This is a genomic window from Halomonas litopenaei, assembly GCF_017303055.1.
In the GTDB taxonomy this organism is placed as follows: Bacteria; Pseudomonadota; Gammaproteobacteria; order Pseudomonadales; family Halomonadaceae; genus Halomonas; species Halomonas litopenaei_A.
Genome location: NZ_JAEKJT010000003.1, coordinates 385,633 through 399,631, shown reverse-complemented (window position 1 = coordinate 399,631; position 13,999 = coordinate 385,633). Strand labels below are relative to the sequence as shown.

General features: G+C 63.0%; 12 protein-coding genes. 8 read left to right on the top strand and 4 right to left on the bottom strand.

Going from position 1 to position 13,999, the window contains the following annotated elements:
- Positions 1-67: 67 nt before the first annotated feature.
- Entirely contained in the window at positions 68-367 is a 300-nt protein-coding gene (locus tag JF545_RS05760; protein WP_206940143.1) for a YciI family protein, read from the bottom strand.
- A 233-nt stretch (positions 368-600) separates the two neighbouring features.
- On the opposite strand from JF545_RS05760, the gene JF545_RS05755 reads away from it, so the two are divergent.
- Both JF545_RS05755 and JF545_RS05750 read left to right on the top strand, forming a co-directional pair.
- Complete coding sequence (locus JF545_RS05755) at positions 601-1,539, top strand: PHP domain-containing protein (protein WP_222161609.1); 939 nt, start codon at positions 601-603, stop codon at positions 1,537-1,539.
- A gap of 134 nt (positions 1,540-1,673) precedes the next feature.
- Positions 1,674-2,297: an L-threonylcarbamoyladenylate synthase gene (locus JF545_RS05750; protein WP_206940141.1), complete on the top strand. Its 624-nt coding sequence runs from the start codon at positions 1,674-1,676 to the stop codon at positions 2,295-2,297.
- Between the two features lie 56 nt (positions 2,298-2,353).
- On the opposite strand, the gene JF545_RS05745 is transcribed toward JF545_RS05750, so the two are convergent.
- Positions 2,354-3,286, bottom strand: coding sequence for an ion transporter (locus tag JF545_RS05745; protein ID WP_206940821.1), 933 nt, complete (start codon positions 3,284-3,286; stop codon positions 2,354-2,356).
- 219 nt (positions 3,287-3,505) lie between these two features.
- Positions 3,506-4,402 (bottom strand): inorganic triphosphatase, encoded by an 897-nt coding sequence (locus tag JF545_RS05740; protein WP_206940138.1) that lies wholly within the window; start codon positions 4,400-4,402, stop codon positions 3,506-3,508.
- A gap of 134 nt (positions 4,403-4,536) precedes the next feature.
- On the opposite strand from JF545_RS05740, the gene JF545_RS05735 reads away from it, so the two are divergent.
- The 6 genes from JF545_RS05735 (at position 4,537) to glrR (ending at position 12,447) form a co-directional block, all read left to right on the top strand.
- Positions 4,537-5,217, top strand: coding sequence for a TIGR00153 family protein (locus tag JF545_RS05735; protein ID WP_206940136.1), 681 nt, complete (start codon positions 4,537-4,539; stop codon positions 5,215-5,217).
- Between the two features lie 83 nt (positions 5,218-5,300).
- Entirely contained in the window at positions 5,301-6,566 is a 1,266-nt protein-coding gene (locus JF545_RS05730; RefSeq protein ID WP_206940134.1) for an inorganic phosphate transporter, read from the top strand.
- A 144-nt stretch (positions 6,567-6,710) separates the two neighbouring features.
- Positions 6,711-8,021 (top strand): amino-acid N-acetyltransferase, encoded by a 1,311-nt coding sequence (gene argA / locus JF545_RS05725; protein ID WP_206940132.1) that lies wholly within the window; start codon positions 6,711-6,713, stop codon positions 8,019-8,021.
- Positions 8,022-8,952: 931 nt separating this feature from the next.
- The gene (locus JF545_RS05720; protein ID WP_206940130.1) at positions 8,953-10,458 is read left to right on the top strand and encodes a sensor histidine kinase; all 1,506 of its coding nucleotides are present in this window, start codon (positions 8,953-8,955) and stop codon (positions 10,456-10,458) included.
- Positions 10,455-11,042: a hypothetical protein gene (locus tag JF545_RS05715; protein ID WP_224908694.1), complete on the top strand. Its 588-nt coding sequence runs from the start codon at positions 10,455-10,457 to the stop codon at positions 11,040-11,042. Before JF545_RS05720 ends, JF545_RS05715 begins: the two co-directional genes overlap by 4 nt.
- A 19-nt stretch (positions 11,043-11,061) precedes the next feature.
- Positions 11,062-12,447: a two-component system response regulator GlrR gene (gene glrR / locus JF545_RS05710; protein WP_206940128.1), complete on the top strand. Its 1,386-nt coding sequence runs from the start codon at positions 11,062-11,064 to the stop codon at positions 12,445-12,447.
- Between the two features lie 81 nt (positions 12,448-12,528).
- On the opposite strand, the gene xseA is transcribed toward glrR, so the two are convergent.
- Positions 12,529-13,920, bottom strand: coding sequence for an exodeoxyribonuclease VII large subunit (gene xseA / locus JF545_RS05705; protein WP_206940126.1), 1,392 nt, complete (start codon positions 13,918-13,920; stop codon positions 12,529-12,531).
- Positions 13,921-13,999 lie beyond the last annotated feature (79 nt).

The following is a 13,999-nucleotide window of genomic DNA, read 5'->3' as shown; positions in this document are numbered from 1 at the left end:
AGGGTGCTGCGTTGGATTCAGGGGTGATGGCGCCCCGACCGACGTGTCGGGGTCGCGCGTGCCTGGTTCAGGGCAGGACCTTCTTGAAAGGCTTGACGCTGACGTTGGCGTAGACGCCCGCGATCACGTAGGGATCGGCGTCCGCCCAGGCCTGGGCGGTGGCCAGGTCGGCAAATTCGGCCACGACCAGACTGCCGCTGAATCCGGCATCTCCAGGGTTGTCGCTGTCGACGGCGGGGTGCGGGCCAGCCAACACCAGTCGTCCTTCGTCACGCAGCGCTTCAAGGCGGGCCAGATGGTCCGGTCGCGCGGCCAGGCGCCGTTCCAGGCTGTTATCCACATCTTCACTGATGATAGCGTAGAGCATCGCATCTTCCTCGATTAGGGCCCGAGCGTGACAGCTGGGGCAGGCTAACTGGCATCACCGGATGGCGTCGGCGCGGACAGGTAAATGCCCGTTGAACCGGTCACCGGAGCGGCAGCACAGGCTGGCGTTCAGGGCGTCAGCATTGACCGTGGCGGGCGCCACGCGCACCATGGACGGCATATTCTGTCAAAGTCGCCGCCCGGCGTCATGTCGAGGAGCCAGTTTCCTGTCCCATGCCTTCCCTTTTTGATACCCCTGCGCTTGCTGATACGCCGGCGCTGGACAGCCGCGCTGCGCTGGTTGATACCTTCGAAGGCGCGCCCCTCGCCGTTGACCTCCACATGCATTCCACGGCCTCGGATGGCGCTCTCGCACCCACTGCGCTGATGGACCTTTGCCATCAGAAAGGGCTGAGCCACGTCGCTCTCACCGATCATGACACCCTGGCTGGGGTGGATGAGGCGGGCCAGCGTGCCCGCGACTTGGGCATGTCACTGCTGCCGGCCACGGAGCTTTCCTGCCAGTGGCGCGGGATCAATATCCATGTGGTGGGCTTGCTGCCTGGTGGCGCCGGTCCCCTGCTCGAAAGCGGTCTGGCCGGGCAGGCGCTGGCGCGGGAAAAACGCGCCGACACTATCGCCAAGCGGCTGGAGCGCATCGGGCTGAGCGACGGGCTGGCCAAGGCGCGTGCCTGGGCCGGCAGTGATCGTCCGCTCAATCGCCCGGACTTTGCCCATGTCATGGTCGCCGAGGGACTGGTGGCCGATCTGCCGACCGCGTTTGGCAAGTATCTGGGCAACGGCAAGATAGGTGACGTGAAATCGCATTGGCCGTATCTGTCGGAAATCGTCGAATGGATCCTCGATAGTGGCGGCGTTGCGGTGCTGGCTCATCCCTTGCGCTACAAGCTGACCCGGCGCAAGCGTGGTCTGCTGCTGGATGAGTTCTGTGCGGCTGGCGGACAGGCAGCCGAACTGGTCAGCGGTTCCCAGAATCCAGACGTCACGCGGGATCTGGCGCGACAGCTGATGGAACGCGACATGTATGGATCCCTCGGCAGCGATTTTCATTTTCCTGGGGGGCATCTGGCGCCAGGTACCATGACGGCGGTCCCGCGCACTGCCGTGCGGCCGGTATGGACCCATCCGCAGCTGTCTCGGTGGACCGCCTGAGCGGCGCGAGCGAGGACGCCGTCCGGAGCAATTCGGTCTAGGCTCACAGCAAGGCCTGAAAGACAGCGGATGCCCGGGATGCCTGATGCGCTGCTGTCATTACATACGCTCTATTGCATCGCCAGGGAGGCGACATGACTCAGTATTTTCAGATACACCCGGACAACCCCCAGAAGCGCTTGATCGATCGCGCGGTGGAGATCATCCACAAGGGGGGCGTGGTGGCCTATCCGACGGATTCGGGCTATGCCCTGGGCTGTCATCTGGGTGACAAGAAGGCCATCGAGAAGATCAAGTGGCTGCGCTCGTTGGATGACAAGCACAATTTCACCCTGGTGTGTTCGGACCTATCCGAGATCGGTACGTATGCCAAGGTGGACAATGCCGTCTTCCGCTTGCTCAAGGCTCATACGCCTGGTGCTTACACCTTTATCCTCAACGCCACCACGGAAGTGCCCCGGCTGTTGCTGCATCCCAAGCGCCGCTCGATCGGCGTGCGGGTGCCGGACCACGAGATATCGAGAGCGCTGTTGGAGCGGCTGGGCGAACCCTTGATGAGCGTGACTCTGATTCCCGTGGACGAGACGCTGCCTATGACCGATCCGGAAGAGATTCGTGACCGCTTCGGTGCGCATCTCGACCTGATCATCGATGCCGGGGCCTGCACGCTCGAGCCCACCAGCGTCATCGATCTGCGCGAGATGCCGCCCGTCATCGTGCGTGAAGGCCGTGGGGATGTTGCGCCGTTCACCGAGTAGGCGAGCCGGAGTTGCCCCGGGGAAGCCTGCCCCGAGGCATGGTGAGTGCGAGCTGTCTATTTGTCGTCAGCAGGGCTGGGCGTTTGTTCATCGCCCGCGTCGCCCTCTGATTCAGACTCAGGTTCGGGTTCTGGCTCTGGGGCGTTGGGGTCCGGCGTTTCCTCGTCCAGCCAGGTGCCACAGATCAGGCAGTACTTGGCCCGCTGCTCATGACGGTCATGGCCGCAGCCAGGGCAGGCCTCGTCCGAGTAGCGGTCTGATCGGATCGAACGGATGACCTCGGCGGAGAACACGCCGGTGGGCACCGCGATGATCGAGTAGCCGATCAGCATGACCACCACACTGATCGCCTGGCCCAGCGGTGTGACCGGTGAGATATCGCCATAGCCGACGGTGGTCAGCGTGACCACCGCCCAGTAGATGGCGACGGGGATACTGGTGAAGCCCGCTTCCCTGGGCTCTATCAAGTACATCAGGGAGGCGAAGATCGTGACCAGCATGAACACGGTGAACAGAAACAGAAAGATCTGATGGCCGCTGCGTTTCAGGGCATCGATCAGCAACCTGCCTTCGCCGACGAACTCCATCAGTCGCAGTACTCGGAAGATGCGCAGGCTTCTGAGCAGACGAATCACGATCAGCGACTGTGCGCCGGGAATCAGGAGCGCCAGCCAACTTGGCAGGATCGCGATCAGGTCAACGGCGCCGTAGAAGCTCTTCAAGTAGTTGAGTGGGCGCTCCAGGCAGTAGAGCCGCAGGCCAAGCTCGATAGTGAAGAGAATCGTGAAGGTCCATTCCAGCGAGCGAAACAGCTCTCCATGCTCGGCGCGCAGTCCATCCACACTCTCAAGCACCACTACCAGCACGCTGAGGAGAATGGCCGTGATCAGGGCAATATCGAAGCCTTTGGCAAGGCGCGTGTCGGACTCGAAGATGATCTGAAACACGCGAGTCTTGAGGCCTTCGGCAGCCGGCTTATGGCCATTGATCACGGGCGCTTTCCTTTCGCTGTAGTGAGAGATAGGGCTGATAGATAGGGCTGAGAGACAGTCGTGAGAGACATAAGCGTGATCATGATCTGTATCGGCCAGGGTCTGTTCGATACAAGGGCTGCTCGATACAGGGTCTGAGCGACACAGGGCCTGATCGATCGGGATACAGGCCTGGGGTGGGCGCGCCGTAGACGGCGCGCTACCTCGTCACTGACGTTACTCCATCTCGACGCTCTGGGGTAGCCGGCGACCCAACCGCAACAATAGCGCTCCCATCTCCGAGGTGAGCCAGTCCTGCTCCTGCGGTGCCTGCTGCAACGCGTCGCGCAAGCTGTGAGCGTCGTGGCTGATGTCGGCACTGTCGCTGTCCTCGGCTAGGTGTCCAAGCGCCTCGCAGGCGGCCTCGCGCCAGCGCTGCTGCTGGGTATCTGCGTAGGCATCCAGAGCAACGACCACCTGGTGCAGGCGATCCTGTGGTCCTCTGCCAAGGGGCAGTTGCCAGCCTTGGGTGAGGGCGGTGCCGCGTGCGGCCTTGCTCGAGTCGGAAGGCCGCAGCGGCACGCTTTCAGCGAAGCCCTCGGCCAGTTCGAGCAGGCGCGACGCCTCACCCTGCTTGAGTTCGAGCTCCAGCTCACGAATGACGCAGCAGGCCTCGCCCACCTCGATGGAGCCCTCGTCGAGGGCGACTTCGATCTGGCTGCCATCGCTGTCTACCCACCACAGCTGGCGCTGGAAGTTGGTGGTGAAGCGAGGTCTCAGGCGCGACAGCAGCACATCGATATCGACGTCATCGGCCAGCGCCTGAAAGGGCGGCAAGTCACGCAGACCGTCGAGGTCCAGCTGGTCGCCGTCTACCTGCCACTCCCACTCGCCACGGGTGGACAAGCCGGAGCTGCCCTGGCCACTGGTTTTCAAGGTCTGCAGCCACTGGTCGCCGATCTTTCTGAGCCGGAGGGCGACGCGTGCCTTTTTCAGGTCATCTTCAGGGGTGTCGAAGTAGGTATTGATCAGCGTCTTGCGCTGGCTGTCGGCGCCGGCCAGGCGAGGGTGGCGGCGCAGCGCGTCGGGGCCATGCTGCCCAAGGGCGAGCTTCAGTTCGATTTCATGGCTCATGGTGGTGTCCTGGCGTGCCAAAGGGAATGTGGACCGGGTCAAGGTTACGCGGTGATGACGGTAACTTTTCCATGACGTGACAGTTTGGGGTCACTATACTGTCGCCGCCATTTCTCCAGTGTCCGTGACTCCCTATGGTGACATCAAATCCGTTTTCGGCGATGTTTGGCCGCTCCCCGTTTCAACCGCTGCTGGCCCACATCGAAAAGGCCCACGACTGCTCTGCTGAGCTGTTGCCGTTCTTCGAGGCAACGCTGCAGGGTGACTGGGATGCTGCCGCCGCGCACCGCGAAGTGATCACTCGACTCGAGCATGAGGCCGACTCGCTCAAGACCGAGCTGCGTCTCAACTTGCCCAATACCCTGTTCTTGCCGGTATCTCGCTCTGACCTGCTCGATCTGGTCAGCGTGCAGGACAAGATCGCCAACAAGACCCGCGATATCACCGGCATCATGCTCGGGCGTCAGATGCAGGTGCCTGACTCCCTGGCGACGCCGATGCGCGAGTACATCGCCACATCGGTGGACTGTGTCGCCCAGGCACGCCAGGCCCTGGAAGAGCTCAAGGACCTGCTCGAGTCCGGCTTCGGCAAGAACGTGACCGAGCTGATGCAGAAGCTGATTCGTGATCTGCACGCGCTGGAACAACGTGCCGACGAGCAGCAGATCGCCATTCGCCGCCAGCTGTTTGTCCTCGAGAAGGACCTGCCGCCGGTTGACGTGATGTTCCTCTATCAGATCATCGAATGGATCGGTGAAGTGTCGGACCGCGCCGAGCGGGTCGGCAGTCGCCTCCAGATCATGACGGCGAATTGAAGACCGTCGCTCCTACAGGCCGCGCTAGCGCGGCCTGACGTCATTCAGAGTTTCCTCAGTCAGCAATCAAGGGATCTTCTCCCATGTCGATCATTGCCCAGCACGGTGACATCTTCATCCTACTGGCCTGCGTGTTTGGTTTCTTCATGGCCTGGGGTGTCGGCGCCAATGACGTCGCCAACGCCATGGGGACCTCGGTAGGGTCTCGGGCGGTCACCATCAAACAGGCGATCATTATCGCCGTCATCTTCGAATTCCTCGGCGCCTGGCTGGCCGGTGGCCAGGTCACGGAAACGATCCGCAAAGGCATCATCAATCCGGCGCTGCTCGAAAACGATCCACAACTTTTGGTCTACGGCATGCTGGCCTCGCTGCTGGCGGCAGGGACCTGGCTGTTGATCGCCTCGATGAAGGGCTGGCCGGTGTCCACCACCCACTCCATCGTCGGCGCGATTGTCGGTTTTGCCCTGGCCGGCCTTGGTATCGAGGCCGTCGGTTGGAGCAAGGTCGGCCAGATCGCCGCCAGCTGGATCGTGTCCCCGCTGCTGGCGGGTTCCATTGGCTTCATGCTGTTCAAATCGGTCCAGCGCCTGGTCTTCGAGGCCGACGATCCGTTCGTCGCGGCCAAGCGCTACGTGCCCATGTATGTGTTCCTGGTCGGCTTCATCGTCGCCATGGTGACCTTGACCAAGGGCCTCAAGCATGTGGGTCTGCACCTGGCGCCCTTCGAGAGCCTGCTGATTGCCTTGGCCTTTGGTGTGGCGCTGGCGGGTCTGGGTGTCTGGCGTGAGCGCAGCATCGATCGCAGCCAGCGCAAGACCGATGCCTTCGGCTTTGAAGGGGTCGAGCGAGTCTTCGGCGTACTGATGATCTTTACCGCCTGCGCCATGGCGTTTGCCCATGGCTCCAACGACGTGGCCAACGCCGTGGGCCCGCTGGCGGCGGTCATCAGCGTGGTGCATGAGCACGGCAGCATTCAAGGGGCGTCGGCTGTGCCCTGGTGGGTGCTGGTGCTCGGCGGCGGGGGTATCGTCGTCGGCCTGGTGACCTATGGCCACAAGGTCATCGCCACCGTGGGGACCGGCATCACCGAACTGACGCCGAGCCGTGGCTTCGCCGCGACCCTGGCCGCCGCCACCACGGTGGTGCTGGCATCGGGCACCGGTCTGCCGATCTCGACCACCCATACGCTGGTAGGTGCGGTGCTTGGTGTGGGACTGGCACGCGGTCTGGCCGCGCTCAACCTGCGCGTCATCGGCACCATCGTGATGTCTTGGCTGATCACGCTGCCGGCGGGTGCGGGTCTTGCCATCATGTTCTTCTTCATGTTCAAGGGCATCTTCAACTGATCTCAGTGTCTGCCCTGGATATCGACGGCGCCTGCGGGCGCCGTCGTCGTTTGCGACCCTGGGCGCGCAGGTGTGGAGCGCCAGCAGGCTCTGATATAGTGATGACTCCATCATTCCCCTCGTCCGCTGCAGCAGGTTCGGTCCTTGACTACCTCTTTCTCCTTCGTTGACTGGTTTCGCCACTCATCCCCCTACATCAATGCCCACCGAGGCCGAACCTTTGTGGTGCTGGTCGAAGGGGAGGCGATGGCGGCCGGCCGAGGCGAGTCCCTGATTCAGGATCTGGCACTGCTGCATACCCTGGGGGTCAAGCTGGTGGTGGTCTTTGGCATTCGTCACCAGGTGCACGCCGTGCTCGACAGTGAGGGCATCGTTCCGGTGCGCCACCAGGCACGTTGGGTGGCCGACGACACCATCATGGCTCGGGTGGAGCGTGTCGCCGCCGAGCAGCGTCTGTGGCTGGAAGCACGGCTGTCGCTGGGGCTACCCAATACGCCGCTGCATGGCATCGAGCTGACGACCGTGTCCGGCAATCTGGTCATGGCCAAGCCGCTGGGCGTGCGTGACGGTGTCGACTTTCAACGCTCCGGCGAGGTGCGCCGGGTGCGCTCTGGTGCGGTGCGGGCCTTGCTCGACCAGCAGTCGCTGGTGTTGTTGCCACCGCTTGGCTTCTCCAGCACCGGCGAAGTGTTTGACCTGGATGCGGCAGAAGTCGCCCAGCAGGTCGCTGTGGCGCTCAAGGCCGACAAGCTGATCCTGCTGGGGCAGTCCGACGGCCTGTGCGATGAGGGCGGGCAGCTGTTACGCCAGCTCACCCCTGCCCAGGCGCGCCCGCTGTTGGCCGAGGCTGATCCGGCGGAAGAGCGCTCGCGACATCTGGAGGCCGCCTGCGAGGCGGCCACCCATGGGGTGGCGCGCACCCACCTGCTGTCCTGGCGTGATGCGGATGCATTGCTGGCCGAGCTGTTCACCCGTGATGGTGTCGGCACCATGATCACTGAGCATCGCTATGAGCAGCTCCGAGCGGCCGAGATCGATGATATCGGAGGGTTGCTCGAGCTGCTGGAGCCCCTCGAGAAGCGCGGTATGCTGGTGCCACGTTCCCGCGAGCGACTGGAGCATGAAATTGATGACTACCTGGTCATCGAGCGGGATGGCATGGTGATCGGTTGCGCCGCACTGCACCGTTTCACTGACGCAAGCGTCGCCGAGCTGGCCTGCGTGGCGGTGCATCCTGACTATCGCAGTGGGGCCAGGGGGGAGCGCCTGCTGGCGGAGATCGAGCGTCTAGCTCGGCGGCAGGGGATTCAGCGTCTGTTCGCACTGACGACGCATACGGCCCACTGGTTTCTGGAGCATGGTTTCGTGCCATCGGCGCTGGACGAGCTCCCTCCGCTCAGGCGCGATGCCTACAATCATGCGCGGCAGTCCAAGGTTCTCTGCAAGGGGTTATAGCCTAGGCAAGCTCCGGGTGAGTAGCTGACCGGTCACGATGATCGCCGTGCGTGCATTCGCGGGGAGATTGACCGTCGGCACCGACAAGCGCTGTTTGTCAGCCCGGTTTATCCGCCCTAGCGACAAGCCCTGTTGTTGGTAGGGAGTCTCAGAAAAGACGCGGCGTCTCCAATAGGAGACGCCGCATCTTTTTGTTTTTCCAGGTTTTCTGAAAAAATCCTGAAATTGCGTCGGCAAACAGAGACGTTTTTGGTCGTGGGCGACATGTCGATCGACGCTGATTGAGCTTACAGCACAGTTTGGTGACGTTTCTTATTTTTTAACTTGTTGATATTAATGGCTTTTATGTTTTTTTGGCACAGCTTTCGCTATGTATTTAACGAGCGGGGAGGACTAGCCGGATAGCCGTCTAATTCTCCGAGGTTGGCACAGAATCACTGCCCTGTGCGTCTATGTCGATCTCTGCGTCTGCTCCGCGTGATGTGCGACACGCTATGTGAAACACAAGGTTGCGATGAGACGGTACCGGCCTTGTTGGCATGGACAGGTATCGTGAAGAGCAAGGATGCTCTGGCAAGGATGCCGACCCCTTCGGGGGAGTATGTTGCTCCGGCGCTGCGGCGACGGGGCCAGAACGAGGCGGGATGGGAGACCATCCGCTGAACACCGTCAGGTCCCTGGTGACGACGGCGGTGTTCTGGCTTCGGGCCTTCGGGCCAACGGAAAACCGTTCAATGGGCGGACCAGGCCATCGATTGATCTGTTTTTCGACCCTTCAGTTCCCTGCGTATTCGGGCCGGCTCAGCCGGCCCCTTTTTTTTCGCAAGCGATGCCGAATGAGAGGTTGACGCGGGGCGAGTGGCCTAACTCTGGTATCCTTCTGGATGGATTGATGGACGCTTCATTCACCTTCCTTCACAGAACTCTGGTCATGACCACTGCCGCTACGCGCCGTTGGCGCCCCCGTTCGTTGTTGCAACTGGTATTGCTGGCCTTTGTGGTGGTGATGCTGCCGCTTGGTGTACTGATGTACCAGGCAGGTCAGGCGCTGTCCGAATTGTCGCGCCTTGCCGAAGTCAGCGCTCGTCAAGCGGTGTCGGAGACACGGCGTGCCCGCACCCTGGGCTCCCTGGCGGTGGAGATGGAGCGTGGGGCGCGCCAGTACGCCGTGGTTCAGGAAGAGAGTCTGCTCGACATCTACGCCGAGAGGGTGGCGGAATTCCGCCAGTTGCTGGCGCGCCAGCGCCTGCTGCTGCCTGAGGATCCCGACATCCTGGCACTGGAACGGCTGTTGAATCAGCTGGCGACCCTGCCCGAGAAGGAGCAGGACGCCTTCATCGGTTCGCTGGACACCTTTGTCCCCTTTTCCCGACACGTCGAAGGCATGCGCCAGGCCACCAACCTGCGCATCGATCAGCGCCTGGATGCCATACGCGAAAGGGCCGAGCAGGTGCAGCAGCGGCTGTGGTGGCAGACGGGGGCGCTGGTGTCATCCAGCCTGCTGTTGATGCTGCTGTTCACGCGGCTGATCATTCGCCCGGTGCGTCAGTTGGAGCGGCGTATTCTCGGCATCGGCAGTGGTCATCAGGATCGTCTCGCTGGTCGCGTTCAGGGTCCCGCGGAGCTGGTCGCCCTGGGTGAGCGTCTGGACTGGCTGACCCACCGCCTTGAAGAGCTCGAAGCCCAGAAGCAGCAGTTCCTGCGGCATATGTCCCACGAGTTGAAGACGCCGCTGGCCAGTGTGCGAGAGGGCTCTGCCCTGCTGTCTGATGGGGTGGCAGGTGAGCTCAGCCCACGTCAGCGAGAAGTGCTGGAGTTGATCGACGCCAGTGGCGCCGAGCTTCAACGGCTGATCGAGCAGCTGCTGGACTATAATTTGCTGCAGCATCACCGCAGTGCCTCCATCGAGCGCATCGACATGGCGACCGTGGCGCGAGAGGTGCTGGCCAAGCACAGGCTCAGCCTGCAATCGAAGGACATGCAGGTCGAGGTGTTTTCCGGTCCGCTGCAGTGGAACGCCGATCACCAGGCCACCGCCAGACTGCTGGATAACCTGGTATCCAATGCGGTGGCATATGGAGAAGACGGCGGCAAGCTGCTTATTCGTGCTCGGACCCGCCAGGACCGCCTGGAACTTGAGGTGGCCAATACCGGCGATCCGATCGCAGAGCAGGATCGCGAGCATCTGTTCGAGGCCTTCTATCAAGGCCGGGCTCGCCGCAAGGGCGCCCTCAAAGGCTCCGGGATTGGCCTGTCGGTGGCGGCAGACTGCGCACGGCTGCAAAATGGCCGGCTCGAACTGGTCGACGATCCAGACTGGCCGGTGTGCTTTCGCCTGAGTCTGCCCGTGGCGCCGCCACAGGGTCGCGGTAGCGACCCCTATAACGATACAAGGCCCGCATTGACGGGCCAGCACGCAAGGAACCTGACGCTATGACCTCTAGGGGTGTGACCCTGACACCCCGGCGCTCGCGATATCGCGCCGCCGGCCCCGCTGCTGTTGTCGCCCTGGTGGCGCTACTCAGCGGCTGTGAGTACCTGCCTATCGAGCCTGGTGGCGTGACCGCACCCAAGGTCGAAACGCTCGACCTGAGCGCATGCCATGCCGATATTCCCACCTTCGCTGAGTCAGAGTGCATGCTGACGGACTGGGTCGCCTTTGGGCTTGCCTCCCAGCGGGGAGACCGCGAGTGGCGCAATACCATGCTGGCCCTGCTGGAGGGACACGCGCCGGAACAACGCCTTGGCCGTGCCGTGGTGCTTGCCTGGGGCAGCGAGGCGCAGTGGAACCAGGCCTCCGAATTGTACAAGGCCGACCTCAGCATGGCCCCCAGCGAATTGCAGCCGCTGATGCGCTACTGGCTTAACGAGCTGGAGGGTCGCCGTGCCCTCAGCCAGCGGGCCGGACGTCGCCATGGCGAGCTATCGCGACTGCGTGAGGAGAATCAGGCGCTGGCCGACAAGCTGGACGCGCTGACCAAAATCGAACAGAACATCAATCTGCGCCAACAGACGGAATGAAACCTGTGGAGACGGCGATATGAAGCAAGTCGCAGCAACCCTGAGTGCCAAGACGAGTGCCCATGTACTGCTGGTTGACGATGATGTCAGCCTGCTGAAACTTCTTGGCATGCGCCTGGAAAGCCGCGGCTATCGCGTTACCACTGCCGAGAGCGGTCGTGAGGCGCTCAAGCGACTGGAGGAAGGGCGCCCGGATCTGGTGTTGTCGGATTTGCGCATGGATGAAATGGACGGCATGGCGCTGTTTCAGGAAATTCAGCGGCGCATGCCGGGTCTTCCGGTGATCATCCTCACCGCCCATGGGTCGATCCCGGATGCGGTCAGCGCCACTCGCCAGGGTGTGTTCAGTTTCCTGACCAAGCCGGTGGACCGTGAAGAGCTGTTCGGTGCCATTGACGATGCATTGTCGAACACCGCCAGCGGTGTCGAAGGTGATGACAGCTGGCGCGAGGCCATCATTACCCGCAGTCCCGAGATGGAGCGAATCCTCGAGCAGGCCAGGATGGTGGCAGGCTCCGACGTCAGCGTATTGGTCACCGGACCTTCTGGCTCCGGCAAGGAGCTGTTGGCCAACGCGATTCACAAGGCCAGCGCGCGGGCCGACAAGCCTTTCATTGCGATCAACTGCGGTGCCTTGCCGGAACAACTGCTGGAAAGCGAGCTGTTCGGCCACGCCAAGGGCGCCTTTACGGGCGCCATCAGCGAACATGGTGGCCTGTTCCAGGCGGCAGATGGCGGCACCCTGTTCCTGGACGAAATCGGGGACATGCCCCTGGCGATACAGGTCAAGCTGCTGCGCGTGCTGCAGGAGCGTCAGGTACGGCCAGTGGGCTCCACCACGTCGGTACCGGTGGATGTGCGGGTGCTGTCAGCGACCCACCGCGATCTCGACCAGGCCATGCACGAAGGCGAGTTTCGTGAAGATCTCTACTATCGACTGAACGTGGTCAACCTGAAGCTGCCGGCGCTCAAGGATCGTGCCGAGGATGTGCCGCTGCTGGTGAAGCACCTGGTTGCCCAGGCGGCGTCGCGCCACAAGCCGTTCGTCAAGGGCTTCTCGCCGGAAGCGCTCAATCTGCTGGCAACCTGCGCCTGGCCTGGCAACGTGCGTCAGCTGGTCAACGTGGTGGAACAGTGCGTGGCGCTGTCCAGTGCGCCAATGATTCCCGAAGCCTTGGTGGCCCAGGCGTTGGCGGCGGAAGACAATGCCATGCCGACCTTCAACGACGCGAGGGCAGGCTTTGAGCGTAGCTATCTGGTCAAGGTGCTGAAGATCACCGAAGGCAATGTGACACAGGCGGCACGCATCGCAGGCCGCAACCGCACCGACTTCTACAAGCTGCTGTCCCGTCACGAGCTGGAACCCGCCTCGTTCAAGCCGGGAACGGCCGATCAGGCGCGCTAGCCTGGCGTAGGAGCGCCAGCCGGCGACGGCTTCCGCAGTGAGTCGGGCTCCGTCGCCAGAAGCCGTTGTCAGTCCCCTTTGTCAGGAGCCGCCAGGATCGATGACGGTGGGGGAGCGCTCGCTGGCCGGGGCGGTATCGATCACCTCGAGATGCAGGACCCCCTCCTGCAGGCGAGCCTGCAGGTGCTCCCCTGGGTGCGTCTGGCTCGCCTGGGTCAGCGCCTCACCCCGTGGATTGGTCAGGATGCTGTAGCCACGGGCCAGCACGGCCAGTGGACTGACAGCCTGCAGCTCGCGCACAGTGGCGCTCAGTCGCTGGCGCTGTCGCGTCAGCTGCTGGTACTGGGCAGCCACAAGCCGTCGCCTCAGATCGGTCAGCTGTTTGTGATGCTCCGCCACAGCCCGTTGTGGAGAGCGTAGCGCCAGGCGCCGGGTCAGATCGAGGTATCGTTGCTGCTCGCCGTTCATCCTCCCGGCCATGGCCCGCGCCATGCGTGAGCGCAGCTGGTCGAGTGTCTGGCGCTGGCGCACGATGGCCTCCCCGGGATGGCGTAGCCGCGCCCGCAGGTGATCCAGCCGCTGTCCTTCCCGCTGCAAGTGGCGTAACTGGGCGCCCTTGAGTCTCCCTTCGAGTTGCCCGAGCTGGCTGACCAGCTCCTGTTTCGATGGCACCAGCCGCTCGGCCGCGGCTGAGGGCGTCGGCGCACTGGCATCCGCCGCCAGATCGGACAGGCTCTGGTCGGTTTCATGACCTACCGCTGACATCACCGGCAGACGGGAATGATGAATGGCTCTGGCCAGATGTTCGTCATTGAAGGCCCACAGGTCCTCCAGGCTGCCGCCACCACGGGTGATCAGTACCACGTCTTGTGCGGGATCGAGTGCTGGCTGGCGATTGAGCAGGCCAAGGGCGGCAATGATCGCCGGTGCCGCCTCGGCGCCTTGCACCGGCACGGCAATCAACGTCACCGTGGTCAGCGGCCAGCGTTTGCTCAGCACCGCCAGCACGTCGCGCAGGGCGGCTCCCGTGGCCGACGACAGCACCAGCACATGGCGGGGAGGGTAGGCGAGGGGGCGTGCGTTGGTGAAGACGCCCTCGTTGGCCAGGCGGGTCTTGAGCGCCTCGAGTGCCGCCAGAAGCGCCCCAGCGCCCGCGGCCTGGACCGCCTCCACGATTAGCTGATAGTCCCCTCTTGGCTCGAACAACGACACCCTGGCGCGTACTCGAACCAGGTCACCGTCGCGCATGGGCGTAGAGACGAATCGCGCCCGAGTGCGGAACAGCACGGCTTTTACCTGGGCGCGCTCGTCCTTGAGGGTGAAGTAAAGATGGCCCGAGGCCGGCCTGGAGACCCCAGACAGCTCGCCTTCGATCCACTGTTCGCCAAGATCCGCTTCCAGTGCCTGCCGCGCGCGCAGGTTGAGATCGCTGACCGATAGCACGTGCTGGGGGTCGTCCGAAGGATCCAACATGACGGCAATTCCTGAAGGGTGGGGCGTGAACCAGGCCAGTCACAACGACTCCACCAGAAGACAGGCAGTCGGAACAGGC

Coding starts and splice junctions, on each gene's coding strand:
- JF545_RS05740 (WP_206940138.1), bottom strand. CDS start 4,402: ATGAGCCATGAAATCGAACTGAAGCTCGCCCTTGGGCAGCATGGCCCC.
- xseA (WP_206940126.1), bottom strand. CDS start 13,920: ATGTTGGATCCTTCGGACGACCCCCAGCACGTGCTATCGGTCAGCGAT.
- JF545_RS05720 (WP_206940130.1), top strand. CDS start 8,953: ATGACCACTGCCGCTACGCGCCGTTGGCGCCCCCGTTCGTTGTTGCAA.
- JF545_RS05750 (WP_206940141.1), top strand. CDS start 1,674: ATGACTCAGTATTTTCAGATACACCCGGACAACCCCCAGAAGCGCTTG.
- JF545_RS05730 (WP_206940134.1), top strand. CDS start 5,301: ATGTCGATCATTGCCCAGCACGGTGACATCTTCATCCTACTGGCCTGC.
- JF545_RS05760 (WP_206940143.1), bottom strand. CDS start 367: ATGCTCTACGCTATCATCAGTGAAGATGTGGATAACAGCCTGGAACGG.
- glrR (WP_206940128.1), top strand. CDS start 11,062: ATGAAGCAAGTCGCAGCAACCCTGAGTGCCAAGACGAGTGCCCATGTA.
- JF545_RS05735 (WP_206940136.1), top strand. CDS start 4,537: ATGGTGACATCAAATCCGTTTTCGGCGATGTTTGGCCGCTCCCCGTTT.
- JF545_RS05755 (WP_222161609.1), top strand. CDS start 601: ATGCCTTCCCTTTTTGATACCCCTGCGCTTGCTGATACGCCGGCGCTG.
- JF545_RS05715 (WP_224908694.1), top strand. CDS start 10,455: ATGACCTCTAGGGGTGTGACCCTGACACCCCGGCGCTCGCGATATCGC.